The sequence below is a fragment of the Mycobacterium sp. 5-140-3-2 genome, from assembly GCF_035666375.1.
GTDB classification, from domain to species: domain Bacteria; phylum Actinomycetota; class Actinomycetes; order Mycobacteriales; family Mycobacteriaceae; genus Mycobacterium; species Mycobacterium intracellulare.
Genome location: NZ_CP142025.1, coordinates 335,735 through 360,307, shown reverse-complemented (window position 1 = coordinate 360,307; position 24,573 = coordinate 335,735). Strand labels below are relative to the sequence as shown.

At 69.7% G+C, this 24,573-nt stretch carries 23 protein-coding genes, 1 tRNA gene and 1 other RNA gene; 10 read left to right on the top strand and 15 right to left on the bottom strand.

Annotation, left to right across the window (positions count from 1 at the left end):
• The 7 genes from egtA to P6281_RS01755 form a co-directional block, all read right to left on the bottom strand.
• The gene (gene egtA / locus P6281_RS01785; RefSeq protein WP_008263269.1) at positions 1 to 1,302 is read right to left on the bottom strand and encodes an ergothioneine biosynthesis glutamate--cysteine ligase EgtA; all 1,302 of its coding nucleotides are present in this window, start codon (positions 1,300 to 1,302) and stop codon (positions 1 to 3) included.
• A 179-nt stretch (positions 1,303 to 1,481) separates the two neighbouring features.
• On the bottom strand, positions 1,482 to 2,144 hold the full coding sequence (locus P6281_RS01780) for a sensor domain-containing protein (protein WP_008263267.1): 663 nt from the start codon (positions 2,142 to 2,144) through the stop codon (positions 1,482 to 1,484).
• Between the two features lie 82 nt (positions 2,145 to 2,226).
• Positions 2,227 to 2,742 (bottom strand): hypothetical protein, encoded by a 516-nt coding sequence (locus P6281_RS01775; RefSeq protein WP_008263266.1) that lies wholly within the window; start codon positions 2,740 to 2,742, stop codon positions 2,227 to 2,229.
• A 118-nt stretch (positions 2,743 to 2,860) separates the two neighbouring features.
• Positions 2,861 to 3,286, bottom strand: coding sequence for a hypothetical protein (locus tag P6281_RS01770; protein ID WP_008263265.1), 426 nt, complete (start codon positions 3,284 to 3,286; stop codon positions 2,861 to 2,863).
• Between the two features lie 120 nt (positions 3,287 to 3,406).
• Complete coding sequence (locus P6281_RS01765) at positions 3,407 to 4,537, bottom strand: DUF4185 domain-containing protein (RefSeq protein WP_036429778.1); 1,131 nt, start codon at positions 4,535 to 4,537, stop codon at positions 3,407 to 3,409.
• A gap of 8 nt (positions 4,538 to 4,545) precedes the next feature.
• Positions 4,546 to 5,580: an aspartate-semialdehyde dehydrogenase gene (locus tag P6281_RS01760; RefSeq protein ID WP_014383687.1), complete on the bottom strand. Its 1,035-nt coding sequence runs from the start codon at positions 5,578 to 5,580 to the stop codon at positions 4,546 to 4,548.
• A complete protein-coding gene (locus P6281_RS01755; protein ID WP_008263260.1) occupies positions 5,581 to 6,846 on the bottom strand; it encodes an aspartate kinase in 1,266 nt (421 codons plus the stop codon). It abuts the gene before it with no gap.
• Positions 6,847 to 7,093: 247 nt separating this feature from the next.
• Here P6281_RS01755 and leuA point away from each other — a divergent pair, with 247 nt between their 5' ends.
• Positions 7,094 to 9,052, top strand: coding sequence for a 2-isopropylmalate synthase (leuA, locus tag P6281_RS01750; RefSeq protein WP_263650247.1), 1,959 nt, complete (start codon positions 7,094 to 7,096; stop codon positions 9,050 to 9,052).
• Positions 9,053 to 9,068: 16 nt separating this feature from the next.
• Here leuA and P6281_RS01745 read toward each other — a convergent pair whose 3' ends face one another.
• On the bottom strand, positions 9,069 to 10,061 hold the full coding sequence (locus tag P6281_RS01745) for a DEDDh family exonuclease (RefSeq protein ID WP_008263256.1): 993 nt from the start codon (positions 10,059 to 10,061) through the stop codon (positions 9,069 to 9,071).
• Positions 10,062 to 10,171: 110 nt separating this feature from the next.
• Here P6281_RS01745 and P6281_RS01740 point away from each other — a divergent pair, with 110 nt between their 5' ends.
• The 3 genes from P6281_RS01740 to P6281_RS01730 are packed head-to-tail and all read left to right on the top strand — an operon-like array spanning position 10,172 to position 12,536.
• A complete protein-coding gene (locus tag P6281_RS01740; RefSeq protein WP_014383685.1) occupies positions 10,172 to 11,401 on the top strand; it encodes a Mur ligase family protein in 1,230 nt (409 codons plus the stop codon).
• Complete coding sequence (locus P6281_RS01735) at positions 11,394 to 12,101, top strand: type 1 glutamine amidotransferase (RefSeq protein WP_008263251.1); 708 nt, start codon at positions 11,394 to 11,396, stop codon at positions 12,099 to 12,101. Before P6281_RS01740 ends, P6281_RS01735 begins: the two co-directional genes overlap by 8 nt.
• Before the next feature lie 12 nt (positions 12,102 to 12,113).
• The gene (locus tag P6281_RS01730) at positions 12,114 to 12,536 is read left to right on the top strand and encodes a hypothetical protein (RefSeq protein ID WP_008263248.1); all 423 of its coding nucleotides are present in this window, start codon (positions 12,114 to 12,116) and stop codon (positions 12,534 to 12,536) included.
• A 6-nt stretch (positions 12,537 to 12,542) separates the two neighbouring features.
• Here P6281_RS01730 and recR read toward each other — a convergent pair whose 3' ends face one another.
• Both recR and P6281_RS01720 read right to left on the bottom strand, forming a co-directional pair.
• Positions 12,543 to 13,154, bottom strand: coding sequence for a recombination mediator RecR (recR, locus tag P6281_RS01725; protein WP_008263246.1), 612 nt, complete (start codon positions 13,152 to 13,154; stop codon positions 12,543 to 12,545).
• A 13-nt stretch (positions 13,155 to 13,167) separates the two neighbouring features.
• Entirely contained in the window at positions 13,168 to 13,512 is a 345-nt protein-coding gene (locus tag P6281_RS01720; RefSeq protein WP_026071056.1) for a YbaB/EbfC family nucleoid-associated protein, read from the bottom strand.
• Positions 13,513 to 13,610: 98 nt separating this feature from the next.
• Here P6281_RS01720 and P6281_RS01715 point away from each other — a divergent pair, with 98 nt between their 5' ends.
• On the top strand, positions 13,611 to 14,372 hold the full coding sequence (locus tag P6281_RS01715) for an Rv3717 family N-acetylmuramoyl-L-alanine amidase (protein ID WP_009952026.1): 762 nt from the start codon (positions 13,611 to 13,613) through the stop codon (positions 14,370 to 14,372).
• A gap of 14 nt (positions 14,373 to 14,386) precedes the next feature.
• Here P6281_RS01715 and P6281_RS01710 read toward each other — a convergent pair whose 3' ends face one another.
• A complete protein-coding gene (locus P6281_RS01710) occupies positions 14,387 to 14,824 on the bottom strand; it encodes an SRPBCC family protein (protein WP_008263240.1) in 438 nt (145 codons plus the stop codon).
• A gap of 81 nt (positions 14,825 to 14,905) precedes the next feature.
• On the opposite strand from P6281_RS01710, the gene P6281_RS01705 reads away from it, so the two are divergent.
• Together P6281_RS01705 and P6281_RS01700 are read left to right on the top strand one after the other, a co-directional pair.
• Positions 14,906 to 16,297, top strand: coding sequence for an FAD-binding oxidoreductase (locus P6281_RS01705; RefSeq protein ID WP_008263238.1), 1,392 nt, complete (start codon positions 14,906 to 14,908; stop codon positions 16,295 to 16,297).
• Positions 16,294 to 17,604 carry a class I SAM-dependent methyltransferase gene (locus P6281_RS01700; RefSeq protein WP_020188345.1) on the top strand — a complete coding sequence of 437 codons (1,311 nt, stop codon included), beginning with the start codon at positions 16,294 to 16,296 and terminating at the stop codon, positions 17,602 to 17,604. The genes P6281_RS01705 and P6281_RS01700 overlap by 4 nt, the downstream gene beginning before the upstream one ends.
• Before the next feature lie 11 nt (positions 17,605 to 17,615).
• Here the strand turns inward: P6281_RS01700 and P6281_RS01695 are convergent, their stop codons facing one another.
• The 3 genes from P6281_RS01695 to ffs all read right to left on the bottom strand — a co-directional run bounded on the left by P6281_RS01695 (position 17,616) and on the right by ffs (position 21,041).
• The gene (locus tag P6281_RS01695) at positions 17,616 to 19,463 is read right to left on the bottom strand and encodes a DNA polymerase III subunits gamma/tau (protein ID WP_008263232.1); all 1,848 of its coding nucleotides are present in this window, start codon (positions 19,461 to 19,463) and stop codon (positions 17,616 to 17,618) included.
• 57 nt (positions 19,464 to 19,520) lie between these two features.
• Entirely contained in the window at positions 19,521 to 20,804 is a 1,284-nt protein-coding gene (locus P6281_RS01690; protein ID WP_029383892.1) for an aminotransferase class I/II-fold pyridoxal phosphate-dependent enzyme, read from the bottom strand.
• 140 nt (positions 20,805 to 20,944) lie between these two features.
• An RNA gene (gene ffs, locus P6281_RS01685) (signal recognition particle sRNA small type) lies at positions 20,945 to 21,041 on the bottom strand.
• Positions 21,042 to 21,105: 64 nt separating this feature from the next.
• Here ffs and P6281_RS01680 point away from each other — a divergent pair.
• From P6281_RS01680 to P6281_RS01670, 3 genes are all read left to right on the top strand, one after another.
• Positions 21,106 to 21,194 (top strand) — tRNA-Ser (locus P6281_RS01680).
• 89 nt (positions 21,195 to 21,283) lie between these two features.
• Positions 21,284 to 22,114, top strand: coding sequence for a hypothetical protein (locus P6281_RS01675; protein ID WP_008263229.1), 831 nt, complete (start codon positions 21,284 to 21,286; stop codon positions 22,112 to 22,114).
• Positions 22,115 to 22,209: 95 nt separating this feature from the next.
• On the top strand, positions 22,210 to 23,271 hold the full coding sequence (locus P6281_RS01670) for an NAD(P)H-dependent amine dehydrogenase family protein (RefSeq protein ID WP_036429769.1): 1,062 nt from the start codon (positions 22,210 to 22,212) through the stop codon (positions 23,269 to 23,271).
• On the opposite strand, the gene P6281_RS01665 is transcribed toward P6281_RS01670, so the two are convergent.
• Entirely contained in the window at positions 23,266 to 24,543 is a 1,278-nt protein-coding gene (locus P6281_RS01665) for a serine hydrolase domain-containing protein (protein ID WP_008263225.1), read from the bottom strand. The genes P6281_RS01670 and P6281_RS01665 overlap by 6 nt on opposite strands.
• Positions 24,544 to 24,573 lie beyond the last annotated feature (30 nt).

Here is a 24,573-nt window from a genome sequence, read left to right as displayed (position 1 = left end):
TCACAGTCCCCCTCGCGCCGCCCGCGACACCTCGGCGGCGACGCCGTGTTCGATCACCCGGTCGGCGAAATCGTCGCCGGGACACCGGCCCTGTTCGACGAGGTCGACCAGCCGCTGCATCGCGTCGCCGACTTCGGCCGGCGCCCTTTCGGCCGCGATGGCCACGCACGCGTTGGCGGCCGCGTAGAGCCGCCGGTCACGCAGCCCGAGCCGGGCCGCGATGTCCCAGGCGGTGGCCACCGGTGCGACGGCCTCGGCCGCGGCGTCGGCCGCGGTCGGGTCGTCGAGCAGCGCCACCAGGGTGAACACCACCGCGGGCCACAACGCGTCCGGGACGCTGTCCAGGTAGCGGATTTCCAGCCACTGCCGGGGGCGGACCGGCGGGAACAAGGTCGTCAGGTGGTATTCGAGATCGGCGACGCTGGGGCGGCGATTACCGAGCAATACCCGGCCGTCGACCCAGTCGGCAAAGGGCACCCACTGCGTGACCGCCTCGGCGCCCGGCGTGTGCACCAGCATCACCGGGGCCTTGAGCGCGTAGCGCCCCCAGTCGGTGCCCGGGTCATCGCCGCTGGCGCCCAGGATGGGTCCGCAGCGCGCGGAATCCATCTGCCCCCACACCCGCTGCCGGCTGGAGACCCAGCCGGTGAAGTCGCCGCCCAGCATCGGCGAGTTGGCCGTGATCGCAATCATGGTGGGCCCCAAGGCATGCGCCAGCCGAACCCGAGCCGCCCAGCCCTCGCGCGGCCCGGCGTCGACGTTGACCTGGATCGATGCGGTGGACGTCATCATCGCCGCGCCCGCTTCCCCGGAGCGGCTGGTGGCGAAGAACCTTTCCATGGCGCGGTAGCGGGCGCCGGGGTTGATGCGCTGGGGGGGTCGCAGCGGGTCGGCGCCGAGGAAGACCAGGCCCAGGCCGGCCTCGGCAAACGCCGGCTGGAGCACGGCCTGGTCCCGTCGCATGGCCTCGATCGCGGGCAGGACGCCGTCGGCCGGCGGCCCGGAGAGTTCGACCGCGCCACCGGGTTCCACGGTGATCCTGCTGCCGCCCGGCAGGGCGGGGAGCCCGTCGAGCACCGCGGCGATTTCGTCCCAGCCGGGCCTGCGGTGCGGGGCGGCCGGGTCGTGGCAGTGGGCCTCGAGTTCCAGACCCACCCGTCCCAGCGGGGCGTCCACCAGGCAGCCGTCGGCGATGTATTGCGCGACGGCCGTGGAGTCGGTGAGCTCGGCGATTTTCAGCTCCGGGGCGGGGTCGGCGCCGGTCGACCGCGGAGCCGCCGCAGTGATCGGGGCGAACGTCATATCACGATCCCTTCGGGCCCGGCGAAGGCTGAACACGCACCTGCGGACCGCTTCCCTGCGCAGCTAATCGAACGATATCCGGCACTACTTCGTCTAGTGCTTCATCTATCAGACGCCCCCGACATATTCCCCTCCCGCGCTGATGGCCAGACGGCAAGGACGGATACCCGATCGCTGCGCTACTGACCCAGCGCGTTCTGCATCGCCCCAGCTAGCACGTTCACGGCGGGCCCGGCGTTGCCGGACTGACACACTTTCGCCTGCAGCAACACGTTTTCGCGCAGCCTGGTTTGATCGAAGCAGCGCCGATCGGTGCCCGCCTCCTGCTTGGTCCAGTTCTCGTCGGCGGGCCCGGCCGGCCCGCCGTCGAAGGACCACACCTGCGTGCTGCCGTTGTCCAGGTGTATCGCGGTCGTCTGACCCGAACAGCCGACCGTTCGATCCACCACCCGATGAAATGCCCGGGCCGCGGCGTCCGGGGTGGCGAACACCCCGACCGCCTGCTTGACCAGGTGCGTTTGATCATTCGCCGACGTCTGCGTGACGGCCCCGTTGAACGACGCCAGATCGGGATCGTCGTAGACCTCGGACAGCCCGATGTCCGCCCAGTTGTTGCACTCCGGGAGGTCCACCCAGGGGCCCTGTCCGGGCTGGGTGAACACCGACTCCCAGCCCATGGGTCCGCCGACGATGTTGCCGACCGACCCCTTGCCCAGGACGGCGTAGTTCACCACGCCCGGCTCCGACGGGTGCGCGGCGGCGACTGCGGGCGCGACGGTGCCCGCCACCGCGAACCCGACGGTGAGTACGGCGCGGTGCACCTGCGTGGCCCGCATGGTCATGAGGCGATCATGCCAAACGCCACGACGTTCGGTCAGCCCCCGTCAAGCGCCGACCTTGTGCGCCAAGCGTTTCGCGACCGCGTCAGGGGCGCGGCGCCGGCGAGCCGGGAGCCGGGCTGACGGCCGTCGGCTGACCGGGTCCGCTGATGCCGGGGCCGGAGACGGGACCGCCGGGCCCGCCCGGGCCGCCCGGGGGCATCGGAACGATCAAACCGGGGCCGCCGGGACCGGGCCCCCAGGGCCCATTGTCGGGCCCGGGACCACCGGGGCCGCCGTACCACGATCCGGGACCACCGGGACCGGGTCCCCAGGGGCCATTGCCCGGCCCGGGGCCGGGTCCCCACGGCCCGTTGCCCGGGCCGGGGCCGCCCGGGTGAAACATGCCGTGGTGATGGTGGCAGTGGTAGTGGTGCTTCCAAATGAAGGCGCCGACGAAGAACACCGAGGAGAGGATGAACACGATGCCCGCGACGATCACCACCCAGGCTGCCGCCGTGTAGAGCCGCGGCGGCTTGACCCGCGGCGGCGGTGGCGGCGCGGGCGGAGTGGTCGCGGCGGCGGGGGTCGGCTCGGCTTGCGGTTCGGGTGTCTCGCTCATGCCATGCCATATTGCCCCGCACGCGATGTCCGGAACAGGCCCCGGCGGCAAATTGCCTGGAATCGAGACGTGGCCCGACGCTCGATGAGAGCGCCGGGCCACGAGTGGGTTGGGGGTTTTAGTTGGTCAGCACAATGACGCTGGGGGCCTGCCCCGGCGCTGCGTGCGAGGCCGCCGCGGAGTGGAAGATCGACGCCGGGAGCTGTCCCGGGGCCATGCCGCTGGGCCGCACGGGCGACGGACTGGCGGGCGCGGTGGTCGCGCCCGGGCCCGTGGGTGCGCCCGGGCCGCCCTGGGTGCCGCCGCCCGGTCCACCGGGCCCGCCGGGGCCGCGGTGATGCAGCATCGCGTGGTGGTGGTGCTTGTGGTGGTGATGGCCGTGATGGCCGCCGCGGTGGCCGAGGATGAAGCCGGTGAAGAAGATGACCGCGACGATGAACACGATCCCGGCGACGATGGCGACCCACGCGGCGAGTTGGAAGACCCGCGGGGCCCGATAGGCCGCTGCAGCGGCGGCCGGTGCAGTTGCGGTGGAGGTCCGCACGGTGGGGGTTTCAGGTGTTTCACTCATGAGACAAATGATGAAGCCGTTAACAGTAGTGGCGGCTATGCGCTACTTATGTAGGAGCTGTGAACCATCGCCGCCGCTCAGCGGGCGAAGCGCCTACTCGGGCTTGAACGGATTGACCGCGAACTGGATGACCCGGTACGGCGCGGCCACTCGCGCGCGGGTGTCCCACTGGCTCACGAAGATTCGCAGCTCGTCCAGCGTGGAACCGGGCGAGATGTAGCCGCCGTACGGTTGCGCGAGCCGGTTGTCGTACGGCGGCGGCAGGCTTTCCGCGGGCTCCGGCCACTCGTCGTGCTGCACCACCGTGGTGACCGGCGCGTCACCCAGCGCCGTCGGGTCGTCGGCCACCCGGACCTCCATGTTGCCCGTGACGGCATTGAAGTAGGACAACACGGCCTTGCCGTCGATCTGCCTGATGCACATCTCGCCCACCGCGTCCGGCCACAGCGGTGTCGGCGGCTTGCCCCACCCCCCGCTCGCGCCGGCCGCCCAGCCCTGCCAGCGGGACCGGTCGGTGAACGTTTGCGGTGTGGCGCGATACAGGACCACGGGGTCCCGACGGGTGAAGCTGTCGGCCACGATGTACACCCACCCGCTCGGCGATTCCGGGGTCGGGATCGGGTCGTAATACCCGCTGATCTGCGTCTGCGAGCCGCCTTGATACGAGGCGGGCCGCTTCGAACCCGGGATCGTCTGCCAGCCCGCGCGCGCCGGTTCGGCGGTCACCAGCCGGGAGCTCTGCGGCTCCAGGTCCTTCGTCGTCGTCACCATCAGGTAGTTGCGCCGGTTGATCTGCACCACCCCGGCGGGCAGTTGCGAGGAATCCGGCGGAGCGGGGTCGGCCAGCAGCGGGTGGGCGATCCCGGTGACGCCGGTGTAGCGCACCCCGGCCGGGTCGTCGACCGACGCGGTGTCGACGCGCAGCGCGACGGGCGCATACCAGCCGCCGAACCCGACGCCCTGGCCGGCGAAGCTGTCGCCGCAGACCTGCAGCAGTTCGGTGGGGAATTCGACGAATTCACACAGGTCGGTCGCGCCGATGCCGTAATCGCCTGTGGGAGTTCCGGTTCCGGCGGTCGGACCGATCCGCAGCACCTGACCGGGCGCCAGCGGCTGCAGGATCGGTTCCGGGGCGGGCGCCGGCGGATCGGCATGCGCGGCCCAAAACCATTGCGGCGCAAGCAAAGATGCCACAAGTAGCGAGAACCGCGTCGCGGAACTCACTCGCGGATTCACAACTCGGCGGCGAGTAACTCGGCGATCTGGATGGTGTTCAGCGCCGCCCCCTTGCGCAGGTTGTCTCCCGAGACGAACAGGGCCAGGCCGCGGCCGTCGGGCACCCCCGGATCCCGCCGGATCCTGCCGACGAGGGATTCGTCGGCGCCGGCGGCCGCCAACGGGGTCGGCACGTCGACCACCTTGACGCCGGGCGCGCCGTCGAGCAGCTCGCGGGCACGCTGCGGCGACAGCGGCCGCGCGAACTCGGCGTTGATCGACAGCGAGTGCCCGGTGAACACCGGCACCCGCACGCAGGTGCCGCTGACCGCCAGGTCGGGGATGCCGAGGATCTTGCGGCTCTCGTGGCGCAGCTTCTGGTCCTCGTCGGTCTCGCCGGACCCGTCGTCCACCAACGATCCGGCCAGCGGCACGACGTTGAAGGCGATGGGCGCCACGTAGGTCTTGGGCGCCGGGAACTGCACGGCGCCGCCGTCCTGCACCAGCTGCTCGGCGTCGTCGACGACCGCGCGGGCCTGCGTGGACAGCTCCTGGACTCCGGCGATCCCGCTGCCGGAGACCGCCTGATAGCTCGACACCACCAGCCGTTGCAGGCCGGCCTCGTCGTGCAGCACCTTCAGCACCGGCATCGCGGCCATGGTCGTGCAGTTCGGGTTGGCGATGATGCCCTTCGGACGGTTGGCGGCATCGCGGGCGAAGTTCACCTCGGAGACCACCAGCGGCACGTCGGGGTCCTTGCGCCAGGCCGACGAGTTGTCGATCACCGTCACCCCGGCCGCGGCGAACCGCGGCGCCTGCACCAGCGACATCGTCTTGCCGGCGGAGAACAACGCGATGTCCAGCCCGCTGGGGTCGGCCGTCGCGGCGTCTTCGACCTCGATCTCCTGGCCGCGGAACTCCAACTTGCGGCCCTGCGAGCGCGCCGACGCGAAGAACCGCACCGACGTCGCGGGGAAGTCCCGCTCGTCGAGCAACCTGCGCATCACCTGGCCGACCTGGCCGGTGGCGCCCACCACACCGATGGCAACCATCTATCTGCCCGTCCCCGCATACACCGTCGCCGACTCCTCGCCGCCGAGCCCGAACGCCTCGTGCAACGCCACGACGGCCTTGTCCAGTTCCGTGTCGCGGCACAGCACCGAGATGCGGATCTCGGAGGTGGAGATCAGCTCGATGTTGACGCCCACCTCGGCCAGGGACTCGCAGAAGGTGGCGGTGACCCCGGGGTGGCTGCGCATGCCCGCCCCGATCAGCGACACCTTGCCGACGTGGTCGTCGTAGAGCAGCTGGCTGAACCCGATCTCGTCCTTGAGCGCGTCGAGCTTGGCCACCGCGGTGGGCCCGCTGTCGCGCGAGCAGGTGAAGGTGATGTCGGTCTTGCCGTCCTCGACCTTGGAGACGTTCTGCAACACCATGTCGATGTTCACGTCGGCGTCGGCGAGCGCCCGGAAGACGCGGGCGGCATATCCGGGGATGTCGGGGATGCCGACGACGGTCACCTTGGCCTCGCTGCGGTCGTGCGCGACTCCGGTCAGGATGGGGTCTTCCATGGCTATGTCCTTGATCGATCCGACGACGACGGTGCCTGGGTTTTCCGAATACGAGGATCGGACGTGCACCGGAATGTTGTAGCGGCGCGCGTATTCCACGCAGCGCAGCATCAAAACCTTGGCGCCGCAAGCCGCCATCTCGAGCATTTCTTCGAAGGTGACCGTGTCCAGCTTGCGGGCGTTGTGCACGATCCTGGGGTCGGCGCTGAAGATGCCGTCGACGTCGGTGTAGATCTCGCAGACGTCGGCGCGCAGCGCCGCGGCCAGCGCCACCGCGGTGGTGTCCGAGCCGCCGCGGCCCAGCGTGGTGACGTCCCGGGTGTCCTGGCTGACGCCCTGGAACCCGGCCACCAGCACGACGCGTCCCTCGTCGAGCGCGGCCTGCAGCCGCCCCGGCGTGACGTCGATGATCTTGGCGTTGCCGTGGGTACCGGTGGTGATCACGCCGGCCTGCGAACCCGTGAACGAGCGGGCCTGCGCACCGAGCGATTCGATGGCCATCGCGACCAGGGCATTGGAGATGCGCTCACCGGCGGTCAGCAGCATGTCGAGTTCGCGCGGCGGCGGGGCCGGGCACACCTGCTGGGCCAGGTCCATCAGGTCGTCGGTGGTATCACCCATGGCGGAGACGACGACGACGACGTCGTTGCCCTGCTTCTTGGTAGCGACGATGCGCTCGGCCACGCGCCGGATCCGATCGGCGTTCGCCACTGAGGATCCGCCGTACTTCTGCACGACGAGCGCCACGTTTTTCCCTGCCTCTCCGGCCCTGGGCACTGCAATTTCGGGGATAAGTCCACAACAGAATACGTGCCGCCGCATGGTGATTTACGTCGCGATACCCGGTCGCCCGGAGCGCGGATTCGCTGCGGTCTCGGCGCCATTTTTACCAACGCGCTAAAAGCGGTAAAGTGCAGGACGTGCAGCGGGTGCTCCTCCTCGGACGCCGCGACGGGGTCTGATCCAGACCGGCTTCCCGTCGCGGGTGTTCGCGATGCGCCGGTCTGAGGTTCCTTCTGATATCCCCGGAGCAATTACCGTGACTTCCAATTCCGACGCATTCAGCTCGACACGCAGCATCGTCAAACCCGCGGGCCCGCCGGGGCCCGGGCAGCCCGCATGGAACCCCCAGCGCGGCTCGTCGATGCCGGTCAGCCGGTACCGGCCCTTCGCCGAAGAGGTCGAGCCGATCCGGCTCGCCGATCGCACCTGGCCCGACCGGGTCATCACCAGCGCGCCGCTGTGGTGCGCGGTGGACCTGCGCGACGGCAACCAGGCGCTGATCGACCCGATGAGCCCGGCCCGCAAGCGCCGCATGTTCGATCTGCTGGTCCGCATGGGCTACAAGGAGATCGAGGTCGGGTTCCCGTCGGCCAGCCAAACCGACTTCGACTTCGTCCGCGAGATCATCACCGACGGCGCCATCCCCGACGACGTCACCATCCAGGTGCTGACCCAGTGCCGGCCGGAACTGATCGAGCGCACGTTCGAGGCGTGCCAGGGCGCGCCGCAGGCCATCGTGCACTTCTACAACTCGACGTCAATCCTGCAGCGCCGCGTCGTATTTCGCGCCGAGAAGGCCGCGGTGCAAGACATCGCGACCGCGGGCGCCCGCAAGTGCGTCGAGGAGGCCGCCAAGTACCCGGGCACGCGGTGGCGGTTCGAGTATTCGCCGGAGTCCTACACCGGAACCGAGCTGGAGTACGCCAAGCAGGTGTGCGACGCCGTCGGCGAAATCATCGGGCCCACACCGGAAAACCCGATCATCTTCAACCTGCCCGCCACCGTGGAGATGGCCACCCCGAACGTCTACGCCGATTCGATCGAGTGGATGAGCCGCAACCTGGCCAACCGGGAATCGGTCATCCTGAGCCTGCATCCTCACAACGACCGCGGAACCGCCGTTGCCGCAGCGGAATTGGGCTACCAGGCGGGTGCCGACCGGATCGAGGGCTGCCTGTTCGGCAACGGTGAGCGCACCGGCAACGTCTGCCTGGTGACGCTGGGGCTGAACCTGTTCTCGCGCGGCGTGGACCCGCAGATCGACTTCTCCAACATCGACGAGATCCGCCGCACGGTGGAGTACTGCAACCAGCTGCCGGTCCACGAGCGCCACCCCTACGGCGGTGACCTGGTCTACACCGCGTTCTCCGGTAGCCACCAGGACGCCATCAACAAGGGCCTGGACCAGATGAAGGTCGACGCGGATGCCGCGGACACCGACGTCGAGGACATGCTCTGGCAGGTGCCGTATCTGCCGATCGACCCCAAGGATGTCGGGCGCACCTACGAGGCGGTGATCCGGGTCAACTCGCAGTCCGGCAAGGGCGGGGTGGCCTACATCATGAAGGCCGATCACGGCCTGGCCCTGCCGCGGCGGCTGCAGATCGAGTTCTCCCAGGTGGTGCAGAAGATCACCGACGGCGAGGGCGGCGAGGTCTCGCCGAAGGAGATGTGGGACGCGTTCTCCGAGGAGTATCTGGCCCCGGTGTGGCCGCTGGAGCGGGTGAAGCAGCGGGTCGACGCTTCGGAGGAGGACAGCGGCGTCACCAGCATCGCCGCGACCGTCAAGATCAACGGGGTGGAGACCGAGATCAGTGGGTCCGGCAACGGCCCGCTGGCCGCGTTCGTCCACGCGCTGGGCGATGTCGGATTCGACGTGGCCGTGCTGGATTACTCCGAGCACGCGATGAGTTCCGGTGACGACGCGCAGGCCGCGGCCTACGTCGAGGCTTCGGTGTCGATCGCGAGCGCGGCGGAGCCGGGCGAAGCGGGTCGGCACCCATCGGATCCGGTGTCGATCGCGAGCGCGGCGGAGCCGGGCGAAGCGGGTCGGCACCCATCGGGTCCGGTGGGCGCTCGCACGGTGTGGGGTGTCGGCATCGCGCCGTCGATCACCACAGCGTCGCTGCGTGCGGTCGTGTCGGCGGTCAACCGCGCGGCTCGCGCCTGATCAGACTCGCGCCTGATCAGAAGAGCGCGAGCTGCGGGTCGGAGTTGGTGGTGTCGGCGAATTCATCCATGCTGGTGCCGCCGATGACGGCTCGGACGCAGTCCATGAAGGTCGCGTCGGAGATCACCGGCACCCCCAACTTCCGGGCCAGATAGCCCTTGCCCTGCTCGGGCGCGGGGTCGTTGCAGACCACCAGCGAGGTCTCCCGGTCGACGGCCTCGCTGTAGGCCAGACCGGCGTGCAGGATCCGCTCGACGAGTTCCTCGTGGGTGCGGCCGACCTCGGCGGCCAGCGCCACCCGCATGCCCTGGACGAGGGGCCGCCCGCCCACGTAGGGGCCGGGGTTGAGATACGGGCAGGGCATCCGGGAGGCCAGCACCTTCAGCGGCCGCAGCTCGTCGTGGGTCACCCGGCCGTTCGGCCAGCGGCGCCGGGTCACCGGATGCACCGGCAGCCAGACGTCGCCGTCGCGGGCCAGCTTGAGCGCCGAGGCCAGCACTCCGGTCAGCACCATGGCGTCGTCGAAGGCGTCGTGGGGGCGCTCCTGGGTCACGCTCCAATGCGCCGCCAGCGTCTCCAGCCGCAGGTTGTCGACGCCGAGGTCCAGCCGCCGGGCCAGCTCGACCGTGCACATCACCGAGTCGACGGGAAGTTCGATGTCGGCGAGTTCGGCCTCGGCCGCAAGAAAGGCGTAGTCGAACGCCACGTTGTGGGCCACCAGCGTGCGGCCGCGCAGCACGTCGATCACGTCTGGAGCGATGTCGGCGAACTGCGGTTGGTCTTCCAGCATGGCGGCGGTCAGACCGTGCACGTGAGTGGGCCCCGGATCGACGCCGGGGTTGAGCAGGCTCACCACCGACTGTTCGACCTCGCCGTCGGCGTCCAGACCGAGCACCGCGAGGCTGATGATCCGCGCCTGACCTGGCCGGAAACCCGAGGTTTCGACGTCGATCACGGCCCAGCCCGCGTCCGGCTCGCTGGCAGGCCGCCCCCAGCACACCGCGCTCATGCACTGAGGATGGCACGGCCGACCGACATCATCGGTGTCACGCGGCGCCGTGTCGGGTGGGAAATCGGTGCGGGAATCCAACGCGGGCCGCACACATTTAAACTTCCCGGGTGGTCACCACCCGCGCCCGCCTGGCCCTCGCCGCGGGAGCGAGCGCGCGCTGGGCGTCGCGGGTGACCGGCCGCGGGGCCGGCGCGATGATCGGCGGGCTGATCGCGATGACGCTGGACCGCTCGGTTCTCCGGCAGCTCGCCGCCGGGCGGCGCACGGTCGTCGTTACCGGCACCAACGGCAAATCGACCACCACCCGGATGACGTCGGCCGCGCTGGCGACGCTGGGCCCGGTCGCCACCAACGCCGAGGGCGCCAACATGGACGCCGGCCTGGTGGCGGCGCTGGCCGCCAACCGGCAGGCGTCCCTGGCCGCGCTGGAAGTCGACGAAATGCACGTCCCCCACGTTTCCGACGCCGTCGAGCCCAGCGTCGTCGTGCTGCTCAACCTGTCGCGCGACCAGCTGGACCGGGTCGGCGAGATCAACGTCATCGAACGAACCCTGCGCGCGGGCCTGGCCCGACACCCGAACGCGGTGGTGGTGGCCAACTGCGACGACGTGCTGATGACGTCGGCCGCCTACGACAGCCCCAACGTGGTGTGGGTGGCCGCCGGGGGTTCGTGGTCGAACGACTCGGTGAGCTGCCCGCGCAGCGGCGAGGTCATCGTCCGCGAGCGCGGCCACTGGTTCTCCACCGGCGCCGACTTCAAGCGGCCCAGCCCGCAGTGGTGGTTCGACGATCACACGCTGCACGGCCCGGACGGGTTGTCCCTGCCGATGCGGTTGACGCTGCCGGGCGCGGTGAACCGGGGCAACGCCGCCCAGGCCGTGGCCGCCGCGGTCGCCCTGGGCGCGGATCCGGCGGCGGCGGTCGCGGCCGTCTCGTCCGTCGACGAGGTCGCGGGGCGCTACCGGACCGTCCGCGTCGGCGAGCACGAGGTGCGGATGCTGCTGGCCAAGAATCCGGCAGGCTGGCAGGAGGCGCTGTCGATGGTGGACAAGCGCGCCGCCGGGGTCGTCATCTCCATCAACGGCCAGGTGCCTGACGGGGAGGACCTGTCGTGGTTGTGGGACGTGCGTTTCGAACACTTCGAGCAGACGGAAGTCGTGGCCGCCGGCGAGCGCGGCACCGACCTCGCGGTGCGCCTCGGCTACGCGGGGGTCGAGCACACCTTGGTGCACGACACCGTCGCCGCGATCGCGTCGTGCCCACCCGGGCGGGTGGAGGTCGTCGCCAATTACACCGCGTTCCTCCAGCTGCAACGAGCGTTGGCGCGCCGTGGCTGACTCGACGGTGCGGATCGGGCTGGTCCTGCCCGACGTGATGGGCACCTACGGCGACGGCGGCAACGCCCTGGTGTTGCGCCAGCGGCTACTGCTGCGCGGCATCCCCGCCGAGATCGTCGAGATCACGCTGGCCGACCCGGTGCCGGAGTCGTTGGACCTCTACACGCTGGGCGGGGCCGAGGATTATGCGCAACGGCTGGCCACCAGGCACCTGATCAAGCACCCGGGCCTGCTGCGCGCCGCGGAACGCGGCGCGCCGGTGCTGGCGATCTGCGCGGCCGTCCAGGTGCTCGGGCACTGGTACGAGACCTCGGCCGGGGAACGCGTGGACGGCGTGGGCATGCTGGACGCGACGACGTCGCCGCAAGCGGCGCGCACCATCGGCGAGCTGGCGACCAGGCCGCTGTTGGCGGGCCTGACCGAGCGCCTCACCGGGTTCGAGAACCACCGCGGGGGCACCGTGCTGGGCCCGTCGGCGTCGCCGCTGGGCGCGGTGGTCAAGGGCGCCGGCAACCGGTCCGGCGACGGATTCGACGGCGCGGTGCAGGGCAGCGTGATCGCGACGTACATGCACGGGCCGTGCCTGGCCCGCAACCCGCAGCTGGCCGACCTGCTGCTGGGTTCGGTGGTCGGTGAGCTGCCGCCGCTGCCGATGCCGGAAGTGGACCTGCTGCGCCGCGAGCGGTTAGCGGCGCGCTAGGGGGTTGCCGAGATGACGAAGATCCGCCCGAGACTGGCCGCCGGTGCCGCACTGGTCGCCGCGTTCGTCGCGTCGTCGGCGCCGTCGCACGCCAGCCCGGAAGTGCTCAACGGCCGGTACAACGTGCTCTACGCGGACAACGACAAGCCGACCGCCTGGCTGTTCGTCCCGTGCGGATCGGACTGCACCCTGGCGACCTCCCAGGATGGCGGGACGTTCGTTATCAGCTGGGAGTTCCACCTCGCCGACGGGCGGTGGACGCACAGCGGCACGTCCCAGGCGCCGTGCCCGAACGGCGCCTCCGCTCCGGTGACCGTCAACTACAGTTTCGACGCCGTGTCGCTCGCCGGCGAGGGCCAGCAGACGACGACGGACGCGTGCGGCCCGGAGGCGGGCAGGACCTTTACCCGGTCGTTCCAATTGAGCAAGGCCTGACGAACGTCAGACCATGGCCCGGCGGCCGGCCAGCGCGCGGCCGAGCGTCAGCTCGTCGGCGAACTCCAGGTCACCGCCCATCGGCAGCCCGGAGGCGATCCGCGTCACGGTCAGGCCGGGGATGTCACGCAGCATCCGCACCAGGTAGGTGGCCGTCGCCTCGCCCTCGGTGTTCGGGTCGGTGGCGATGATCACCTCGGTGATGTCGACGTCGTCGACCCGCTCCCCGATCCGGCTCAGCAGCTCGCGGATCCGCAGTTGGTCGGGCCCCACCCCGGACAGCGGATCGAGCGCCCCGCCCAGCACGTGATAGCGGCCGCGGAATTCGCGGGTGCGCTCGACGGCCTGCACGTCCTTCGGTTCCTCGACGACGCAAACCTGCGACCCGTCCCGCCGCGGATCGGCGCAGATCCGGCACCGTTCGTTGTCGGAGACGTTGCCGCACACCGCACAGAACCGCACGCCGTCGCGCACCTTGGCCAGCACCGCGGTCAGCCGGTCGATGTCCGGCGGCTCAACCGACAGCAGGTGGAAGGCGATGCGCTGGGCGCTCTTGGGCCCGATGCCGGGCAGCTTGCCCAGCTCGTCGATCAAATCCTGGACGGGTCCTTCGAACATGTCAGGGCGGGATCTAAATCCCCGGCGCGGGCGCGGGCGGTTGCCCCGGCGGCGGCCCGAACCCACCGGCCAGCGACCCGAGCCGCTCCTGCGCCATCCGGGTGACCTGCTTGGACGCGTCGGCCATGGCGCCGACGATCAAGTCCTGCAGGGTCTCGACGTCCGACGGGTCGACGACGGAGGGATCGATCTTCACGGCGACCACCTCGCCGCTGCCCTTGACGACGACGCTGACCAAACCCCCACCGGCTTGACCATGCACCTCAGCGTTCGCGAGCTGCTGCTGGGCCTCCATGAGCTTTTGCTGCATCTGCTGCGCCTGGGCCAGCAGCGCCGACATATCGCCTCCGGGTTGCATGACAGTCCCCTCGCATCTTGGTCTCGACTTGATTTCGCTCGTGAGTCTCCGGCGATTCGGAACACCCAGCGTAAACCGCGCGCCGTTACCTTTGCGCCGTGGACCTACGACTGAGCAGACGTGTCGGGATCAAATTGGCGGTCGGCGCGCTCGTTGCCGCCTCGACGGCGATCACCCCGGCCGCGTGGGGGGTTCCCTCCAACATCGCCGGCATGGTGGTTTTCATCGATCCGGGTCACAACGGCTCCAATGACGCATCGATCAGCCGGCAGGTGCCCACCGGCCGCGGCGGCACCAAGGACTGCCAGGCCAGCGGGACGGCGTCCGCCGCCGGCTATCAGGAGCACACCTTCACCTGGGACACCGCGCTGCGGGTCCGCGCCGAGTTGACCGCGCTGGGAGTGCGGACCGCCCTGGCACGCGCCAACGACACCGGGCTGGGGCCCTGCGTCGACGAGCGCGCCAGCATGGCCAACGCGCTGCACCCCAACGCGATCCTGTCCATCCACGCCGACGGCGGCCCGCCGTCCGGGCGCGGGTTCCACGTCAACTATTCGGCGCCGCCGCTCAACCAGGCGCAGGCCGGGCCGTCGGTGCAGTACGCCCGCATCATGCGCGACCAGATGCAGGCGTCGGGCATCCCGCCGGCCAACTACATCGGGCAGAACGGGCTGTACGGACGCTCGGACCTCGCCGGCCTGAACCTCGCGCAGTACCCGTCGGTTCTGGTCGAGTGCGGCAACATGAAGAACCCCGCGGACTCGGCGCTGATGCAGTCCGCGGAAGGCCGGCAGAAATACGCCGACGCGATGGTCCGCGGCGTCGCGGGTTTCCTGGCCTCGCAGGGCCAGGCGCGCTGATCGCCCGCCCGGCGCTAGCCTTCGAGTTCCTTCTTCAGGTTGGCCAGCACCTCTCCCTGAATCCTCTTCAGCCCCAAGGGCGCAAAGGTCTTTTCGAAGAAGCCCTTGACGCCGCCCGCGCCGGTCCAGGTGGTCTTCACGGTGACGCTGGAGCCCGGCCCGGCGGGCGCCACCGTCCAGTTGATCACCATGGTCGAGTTGGCGTCCTTCTCGATGACGGTGTGCCCGGCCACGTCCACGTTGACCTGCACGTCGCGGACGCGTGATCTGGTGGCCTGCAGCCTCCACTTGGCGACCGTGCCCGCCCCCTGCCCGCCCTGCAGCACCTGGTAGTCGCTGTACTGCGGCGAGAGAATTTTCGGACGCACCGTCTGATAATCCGCGACGGCGGCCAGGGTCGCCGCAGGCTCGGCATTGATCAAGATGGTGCTGTCGGCGCTCACCTGTCCCAAGGCGACCCCTCCTCGTGATGAATTCCCCGGCGCCGCCGCTCGCGGCGGATGCACGGGCTGTTGTCGAAGACTAGGGTATATGTGGTGCCTGTCCTTGGATCTGCACTCTCGGCCCACAAGTCGGGCGTTGACCGGCTGCTGGCAAGCTATCGATCCAATCCCACAACGTCCGCGGTCCGGCTGGCCAAACCGACGTCAAACCTGTTCCGCGCCCGCACCAAACGTGACGCGCCCGGCTTGGACACCTCGGGGCTGACCGGCGTCCTGAGCGTGGATCCCGAAACCCGCACCGCGGACGTCGCCGGCATGTGCACCTACGCGGACCTGGTTGCCGCAACGCTGCCCTACGGCCTGTCGCCCCTGGTCGTCCCGCAGCTGAAGACCATCACCCTCGGCGGGGCGGTCAGCGGCCTGGGGATCGAGTCGGCGTCGTTCCGCAACGGGCTGCCGCACGAATCGGTGCTGGAGATGGATATCCTCACCGGCGCTGGCGATTTGCTCACCGCATCACGTACCCAGCACCCGGACCTGTTCCGCGCCTTCCCGAATTCCTATGGGACACTGGGGTATTCGACCCGGCTTCGGATCGAGCTGGAACCCGTCGCACCGTTCGTCGCGCTGCGCCACATCCGCTTCCGCTCGCTGCCCGCGCTGATCGCCGCGGCCGAACGCATCGTCGACACCGGCGGGCAGGGCGGAACCCCGGTCGACTACCTCGACGGGGTGGTCTTCAGCGCCGACGAAAGCTACCTGTGCGTGGGCCGGCGGACCACCACCCCCGGCCCGGTCAGCGACTACACCGGCAAGGACATCTACTACCAGTCCATCCGGCACGACGCCCCGGGCATGGATGCGACCAAGGATGACCGGCTGACCATCCACGACTACTTCTGGCGCTGGGACACCGATTGGTTCTGGTGCTCGCGCGCGTTCGGCGTGCAGGACCCGCGGGTGCGACGCTTCTGGCCGCGCCGTTATCGGCGCAGCAGCTTCTACTGGAAGCTGATTTCCCTGGACCGGCGCTTCGGGATCTCCGACCGCATCGAGGCGCGCAACGGGCGGCCCCCACGCGAACGGGTGGTGCAAGACATCGAGATTCCAATCGAACGGACCTGCGACTTCCTGGAGTGGTTCCTGGACAACGTGCCAATCACGCCAATCTGGTTGTGCCCGTTGCGCCTTCGCGACCGCGACGGCTGGCCGTTGTACCCGATGCGGCCGGATCACACGTACGTCAACGTCGGCTTCTGGTCGTCGGTGCCGGGGGGCGCGACCGAGGGCGCCGCCAACCGGATGATCGAAGAAAAGGTGAGCGAACTCGACGGGCACAAGTCCCTGTACTCCGATTCCTTCTACTCCCGCGAGGACTTCGACGAGCTGTACGGCGGCGAGGCCTACAACACCGTCAAGAAAACCTACGACCCCGATTCTCGTTTACTCGACCTCTACGCAAAGGCGGTGCAACGGCGATGACGACTACCAAGGAACCCCACCGCACGTCGCACGGGAAACTGAGCATGGCAGAGATCCTGGAGGTCTTCGCCGCCACCGGCCGACATCCGCTGAAGTTCACCGCCTACGACGGCAGCATCGCCGGCAACGAGGACGCCGAACTGGGCCTGGACCTTCGCAGCCCCCGCGGCGCCACCTATCTGGCGACCGCCCCCGGCGAACTCGGCCTCGCCCGCGCCTACGTGTCGGGCGACCTGCAGGCGTACGGCGTTCATCCGGGCGACCCGTACCAACTGCTCAAGACGCTCACCGATCGGGTGGAATTCAAGCGGCCCCCGGTGCGGGTGCTGGCCAACGTCGTGCGGTCGCTGGGGTTCGAGCGGTTGCTGCCGGTTGCGCCGCCCCCGCAGGAGGCGCTGCCAAGGTGGCGGCGCATCGCCGACGGGCTGATGCACACGAGGACCCGCGACGCCGAGGCCATCCACCACCACTACGACGTGTCCAACACCTTCTACGAATTGGTGTTGGGGCCGTCGATGACCTACACCTGCGCGGTGTATCCCGATGCCGACGCGACACTCGAACAGGCGCAGGAGAACAAGTACCGGCTGATCTTCGAGAAGCTGCGGCTGAAGGCCGGCGACCGGCTGCTCGACGTCGGCTGCGGCTGGGGCGGCATGGTGCGCTACGCGGCCCGGCGCGGCGTCCGGGCCACCGGCGCCACCCTGTCGGCCGAACAGGCGAAGTGGGCGCAGAAGGCGATCGCCGAGGAAGGCCTTGCGGACCTGGCCGAGGTGCGCCACACCGACTATCGGGACGTGGGCGAGGCGGCGTTCGACGCCGTGTCCTCGATCGGGCTGACCGAGCACATCGGCGTCAAGAATTACCCCGCCTACTTCGGCTTCTTGAAGTCGAAGCTGCGCACCGGCGGCCTGCTGCTCAATCACTGCATCACCCGCCACGACAACACGTCGACGTCGTTCGCGGGCGGATTCACCGATCGCTATGTCTTCCCGGACGGGGAGCTGACCGGCTCGGGCCGCATCACCTGCGACGTCCAGGACTGCGGCTTCGAGGTGCTGCACGCGGAGAACTTCCGCCACCACTACGCGATGACGCTGCGCGACTGGTGCCGGAATCTGGTCGAGAACTGGGACGCCGCGGTCAGCGAGGTCGGCCTGCCGACCGCGAAGGTCTGGGGCCTGTACATGGCGGCGTCACGGGTTGCGTTCGAGCAGAACAACCTTCAGCTGCATCACGTGCTGGCGGCCAAGACCGACGCGCGGGGCGACGACGACCTGCCGCTGCGGCCGTGGTGGACGGCCTGACGGTCTGACGCTCAGCCGTTGTCGATGCGGCGCGCGCCGAGCTCGTTCTGGAGCAGTTCGAGCGCGACCTCTTCCGGGTCGCGGCGCGGGCCCGACGGCTGGTCGCGGACGGCCTCGGCGAGCAGGTGTTCTTCCTCGGCCCGCCGGGCCGAATCCGGTTCGGGGGCAGGCTCTTCGGGCTGCGGTGTCAGCGGGTTGGCCGCGGCCTGCGCCGGCGTGCCGGCCTCGCACCGCACTCGCCAGTTGACTCCCAGCGCGTCCTTGAGCGCCTCGGCGATGACGTCGGCGTTGCGCTGTTCGCACAGCCGCTTGGCCAGCGGCGCCGATTCGTGGCTCAGCACCAACGTGTTGTCCTCGATCGCCCGGACGGTGGCGCCGGCCAGCATCACCTCGGTGGTGCGGCTGCGCTGACGGACCTTGTCGCGCACGGTCGACCACATGCTGCGCACCGCTGCGGCGTTGAGTTCGCCGGGCGCAGAGGATGTTTCGGCCGCCGGCGAGGGGGCGGGGGCGGGCGCCGGAGGAGGCTCGGGTGCCGGCGCGGGCTCGGCCTTCGGCTCGGGCTTTGGCTCGGGCTTCGGCTCGGGCTTTGGTTCGGGCTTCGGCTCGGGCTTGGGGGCAGCCGCGGACGGTCGGGTGAAGCGGACCGGCCGGTCGGCGGGCTCGGCCGGCCGGCCCGCGGTGGCCTCCGAGCCGGGAATGGACATGTCCAGCCGGGTCTCGATCCGCTCGACGCGTTGCAGCAGCGCGGCTTCGGTGTCGCTGGCCGAGGGCAACAGCAGCCGCGCGCACACGACCTCGAGCAACAGGCGCGGCGCCGTCGCGCCCCGCATCTCCCCCAGCCCCGCCTGCACCACCTCGGCGTAGCGGGTCAGGGTCGCCGTCCCGAGCCGGGTCGACTGGTCGCGCATCCGCTCCAGCACGTCCTCCGGTCCGTCCACCACGCCGCGGGCCGCCGCGTCCGGGACGGCCTGCAGCAGGATCAGGTCGCGGAACCGCTCCAGCAGATCGGTGGCGAAACGCCGGGGGTCGTGGCCCGCGTCGATCACCGACTCCACCGCCCCGAACAGCGCCGCGGCATCGGCGGCGGCCAGAGCGTCCACGGCGTCGTCGATCAACGCCATGTCGGTGGCCCCCAGCAGGCCCAGGGCCCGCTGGTAGGTCACGTGGGCGCCCTCGGCGCCGGCCACCAGCTGGTCGAGCACCGACAGGGTGTCGCGGGGCGAGCCGCCGCCGGCGCGGATCACCAGCGGGTAGACCGCGTCGTCGACGACGACGCCCTCCTGCTCGCAGATCCGGCCGATCAACGCCCGCATGGTCTTCGGCGGCAACAGCCGGAACGGGTAGTGATGGGTGCGCGACCGGATCGTCGGCAGCACCTTCTCCGGCTCGGTGGTGGCGAAGATGAAGATGAGGTGCTCGGGGGGTTCCTCCACGATCTTGAGCAGCGCGTTGAACCCCGCGGTGGTCACCATGTGCGCCTCGTCGACGATGAACACCCGGTAACGCGACTGCGCCGGCGCGTAGAACGCGCGGTCGCGTAGCTCGCGGGTGTCGTCGACACCGCCGTGGCTGGCGGCGTCGAGCTCGACGACGTCGATGCTGCCGGGCGCGTTGGGCGCCAGGGCCTGGCACGAGTCGCAGACCCCGCAGGGGGTCGCCGTCGGCCCCTGGGCGCAGTTCAGCGACCGGGCGAGGATCCGCGCCGAGGAGGTCTTGCCGCAGCCGCGCGGACCCGAGAACAGGTACGCGTGGTTGATCCGGCCGGCCTCCAGCGCGATCGACAGCGGCTCGGTGACGTGCTCCTGCCCCACCACTTCGGCGAAGGTTGCCGGACGGTACTTGCGGTAGAGGGCCACGGTCAGCAGGCTACCGGCGTCGTCCGACGACGATGCGGGCGCGGCAGGGTCGTCGGTTCACACTCGATCGCGGGCCAGCAACGACTCCGAGGCGGCCAGCAGCGCGCAGGTGGCCAGGCCGTCGACCGCGTCGCGCAGATCCGGAAGCGACGGGAAGGTCGGCGCGATCCGGATGTTCGTGTCGTTCGGATCCTTGCGGTACGGGAACGACGCGCCCGCCTCGGTCACCGCGATCCCCGCGTCCTTGGCCAGCGCGACGGTCCGCTTCGCCGTGCCGGGCAAGACGTCGAGGCTGATGAAGTAGCCGCCCTTGGGGTCGGTCCACGAGGCGATCTTGGAATCGCTGAGCCGCTGATCCAGGATCTCGGCCGCCAGCGCGAACTTCGGCGCCAGGATCTGCTGGTGCCGCAGCATGTGCAGGCGCACCCCGTCGGCGTCGCGGAAGAAGCGCAGGTGCCGCAGCTGGTTGATCTTGTCCGGTCCGATCGACTTCTTCCCCGCGTACTGCAGATACCAGGCGATGTTGCCCAGCGATCCGCCCAAAAAGCTGACGCCGGCGCCGGCGAAGGTGATCTTGGACGTCGACGCGAGAACGTACGGGCGGTTGGGATTGCCGGCCGCCGCCGCCAGGCCGAGGACGTCGACCTGCCGGACGAAGTCGTGGGTCAGGGTGTGCACGGCGTACGCGTTGTCCCAGAACAACCGGAAATCGGGTGCGGCGGTCCGCATCTGGACGAGCCGCAGCACCGTGTCCCAGGAGTAGGTGACCCCGGTGGGGTTGCCGAACACCGGCACGGTCCACATGCCCTTGATGGCGGGATCCGCGGCGACCAGTTCCTCGATCAGGTCGACGTCGGGCCCGTCGGACAGCATTGGGACACCGATCATCTCGATGCCCATCGTCTCGGTGATGGCGAAGTGCCGGTCATAGCCGGGGACGGGGCATAGGAACTTGACGCTGGCCTCGTCCTTCCAGGGCCGCTGCGAATCCACGCCGCCGTAGAGCATCGAGAACGCGACGAGGTCGTGCATCAGTTCCAGGCTGGAGTTGTTTCCCGCGATCAGGTTCTGCACCGGGATGCCGAGCAGCTCACCGAAGATGGCTCGCAGCTCCGGCAGGCCGTGCAGGCCGCCGTAGTTGCGGGTGTCGGTGCCCTCGCCGTCGCGGTAGTCGTCGCCGGGCAGGCTCAGCAGCTGGTTGGACAGGTCGAGCTGGGCGGGCGCCGGCTTGCCGCGGGTCAGGTCCAGGGCCAGCTTTTTGGCCTGCAAATCCGCGTAATCCTGCTGGTGGCGAGCGTGTGCGGCGGCAAGCTCGGCAGGGCCGAGGGACTCCAGCGACACCATGGACCCTTTCGCTATCAAGGCGTGGGAGGTGGCGATCGCAAGCGCGGCCAGCCGGGCGCAGCGGGTCGCCACTCAATCGAATCCTGTGGCGATCGCAAGCGCGGCGGAGCCGGGCGCAGCGGGTCGGCACCCGTTTAACCTAGGGGACCCCGCGCACCCGACAGAGCCCATTGACCCTTGCTGCCTTCCGGCCCTGGGGGAGTTCACAGGATAGACGCCGCGCGGGGTCCACCGAGAGTCTAGTACCTTCCCCGGAGCAACCGGCGAACGCGGTCTGGCCCTCGGTTACCATGGCCACGGAGGATTCGCCTAGTGGCCTATGGCGCTCGCCTGGAACGCGGGTTGGGTTAACAGCCCTCGCGGGTTCAAATCCCGCATCCTCCGCCATCGGTCCGCCCCGCGGACACGCACAAAGCGGTTTGGTGTCGAGTCGGTCCCCTCAGGCCGGCTCGAACCAACCCAGCATGAGGAGGCTTATGGGGCGCAAGGTCGCCATCCTGTGGCACGCGTCATTCACGATCGCCGCCGGCTTCCTCTACTTCTTCTTCGTCTTGCCCCGCTGGCCTGAGTTGATGGGTGACACCGCGCATTCGTTGGGGACGGCGCTGCGCATCGTGACGGGCGCGCTTGTCGCGCTCGCGGCGCTGCCGGTGGTGTTCACCCTGCTGCGCACCCGCAAGCCGGAATTGGGCACCCCGCAGATGGCGCTGTCCATCCGGGTCGCCTCGATCGTGGCCCACGTGCTGGCCGGTGTGCTCATCGTCGGGACGGCGATCAGCGAGATCTGGCTGAGCCTGGACGTCGCCGGACGGTGGTTGTTCGGGATTTACGGGGCGGCCGCCGCGATCGCGTTGCTCGGTTTCTTTGCCTTCTATCTCTCCTTTGTCGCCGAGTTGCCGCCGCCGCCGCCGAAACCGATCAAGGCGAAAAAGCCCAAGAAGGCCAAGAAGGGGGGCCTCCGCCGCAAGAAGGGCGAGGAGGCCGACGAAGCAGGCGAAGCCGACGAGGCCGACAGCGCCGACGAAGCAGGCGAAGCCGAAGAGGCCGACGCGGTCACAGAGGCCGAAGCGAGCGAGCCGGACGAGACGGACGCGGCCACCGACGCAGCAGCCGAAGCAGCCCCCGACGAGCCCGCCGAGACCGAGGTAGCGCCGGTAGCCGACGCGACCGAGGAGAGCGAAGAGCCGCGGACCAAGTTGCAGAACCGCCGCCCGACGGGCAAGGGGTCGCACCGGATGCGGCGCAGGCGCACTCGGGCCGGCACCGCGGTCGACGACACCGTCGACCAAACCGCCGACGAGGACTAGCGGCCTCGGTCGACCGACCCTCCCGCGGCAACGTCGGCTGCCGAATCTTCCTATTAGGCCTACTAAGAACCCCCGCGATTCCCTATGCTGAGCGAGTGCCAAACAACTATCGAGTGGTTCAGTGGAACACCGGCAATGTCGGCAAGAGCTCGCTGAAGTCGATCGTCACCAACCCCACGCTGGAATTGGTCGGGTGCTTCGCCTGGTCGAAGGACAAGGTCGGGCGCGATGCCGGTGAGCTCGTCGGGATCGCGCCGGTGGGCGTCGCGGCCACCAACGACGTCGACGAGCTCCTGGCCCTCAAGCCGGATTGCGTGGTCTACAACCCGATGTGGTTCGACGTCGACGAGCTGGTCCGCATCCTGTCCGCGGGCGTCAACGTGGTGACCACCGCGTCGTTCATCACCGGCGGGAACCTCGGCAACGACCGCGAGCGCATCGCGCAGGCCTGCCAGAAGGGCGGCTCCACGATCTTCGGGTCCGGCGTCAGCCCGGGTTTCGCCGAGCTGCTGGCCATCGTGTCGGCGATGGTGTGCAACCGGATCGACAAGGTCACGGTCAACGAGGCGGCCGACACCACGTTCTATGACTCGCCCGAGACAGAGAAGCCGGTGGGCTTCGGCCAGCCGATCGACCATCCGGACCTGCCGGCGATGGCGGCGAAGGGGACGGCCATCTTCGGCGAGGCCGTCCGGCTGGTGGGCGACGCCCTCGGCGTCGAGCTCGACGAGGTGCGCTGCGTCGCCGAGTTCGCCCAGACCACCGAGGACCTCGTGATGGCGTCCTGGACCATCCCCGCGGGACACGTCGCGGGCACGTACATCAGCTGGCAGGGAATCGTCAACGGACAGACCCTGATCGACCTGAACGTGCGGTGGCGCAAGGGGCAGACGCTCGACCCGGACTGGAAGATCGAGCAGGACGGCTGGGTCATCCAGATCGACGGGCAGCCCACGGTGACCACCAAGGTGGGGTTCCTGCCGCCGCCCTACTTCGAAGCCACCACCATCGAAGAGTTCATGGACCTCGGCCACATCATGACCGCGATGCCGGCCATCAACGCGATCCCCGCCGTCGTCGCCGCGGCACCCGGCATCGCCACCTACGCAGACCTCCCGCTGACGCTGCCCCGCGGCAACGCGCACATCGGGTCATAGCGCCGCGCTGCGCCGCCGGGCGGGTTTGGCGTAGCGCGCGCCCAGCGGCGGCACCGCGAGCGGCTCCTGATCGCGGACCGCCTCGATGGCGTTGCGCAGCGGACGCGCAAGGCGCGCAAAGGATCCCATGTCGAACAGCAGCGGCGTCAGCAGCCGGTTGTGCACGAAGCCGAAGGAGCTGCCGGTCTCGGGGTCGGCCCAGCCGAGCGTTCCGCCCAGCCCGACGTGGCCGAAGCCGCGGAGCAGGCCGGGAACCGGCGACTCGTGGTACCCGAGGTGAAAAGGCATGGGCACCACCATGTTTGCGTCGGGCCACTTCCGCCGCGCCTGCCCGGCGAGCCCCCGTGCCAGCTCGTCGGACAGGAACTTCTTGCCGTCGATGCGGCCGTCGTTGGCCAGCGCGGCGAACATCTTGGCCAGTCCCCGCCCGGTCACCACGCCGTTGGCGGCCGGGACCTCGCCGTCCAGGAACGGGGTGTCTCCCTTGATCAGCGAGATGACGCCCGGGAAGTACATCGCGCCGAGCGCCCCGGAGAAGGGCAGGCCGGCCAGTCGCGGCGCGATGAAGTTGAACACCGGGGCACGCAGCCGCCCCTGCGGTATCAGGATTTCGGCGGCCGTCGTCGGTGAACCTTGCGGGGGGCGGCCCAGGTGCAGCCCGTCGGTGTCCAGCGGACGGGCGACCTCCTGGCGGATCAGCTCGCGCATCCCCTTACCGGTCACCGCCCGGGCCAGACCCGACAACAGCCACCCGTAGGTGAGCGCGTGGTAGGCCTGCACACCGCGCAGATGATCGACGGGCGCGGCCGCCAGCCGCTTCTCCATCAGCAGGTGGTCCATCAACTCGGTTTTGGTGACGCCCCGCAGGTGCGACAACCCGGATCGGTGCCGCAAGACGTCGCGGACCGTGATCTCGGCCTTCCCGTTGGCGCCGAACTCGGGCCAGTATTGCGCGACGGGCGCGTCGTAGGACAGCAGGCCGCGGTCGGCGAGCCGGTGTATCACGGTCGACGCGATGCCCTTGGTAGCCGAGAACACCATCGCGCCGGTGTCGGCGGTCCAGCGCTGGGTGCCGGCCCGGTCCGACCACCCGGTCCAGACGTCCACGACGGACACGCCGTCGACATAGACGCTCAGGGCTCCCCCGCCGAACCGGCGGCCGGGGAACAGCTGGGAGAACAGCTTGACGACGTTGGCGAAGCGCGGGTCGGCTGCGCCGGACACACCGCGTGGCAAACCATCGCCGGTGATCAGCAGGGTCGACGGTGTCACTGCGCCGCGACGTCTGGAGCGGTCATCCGA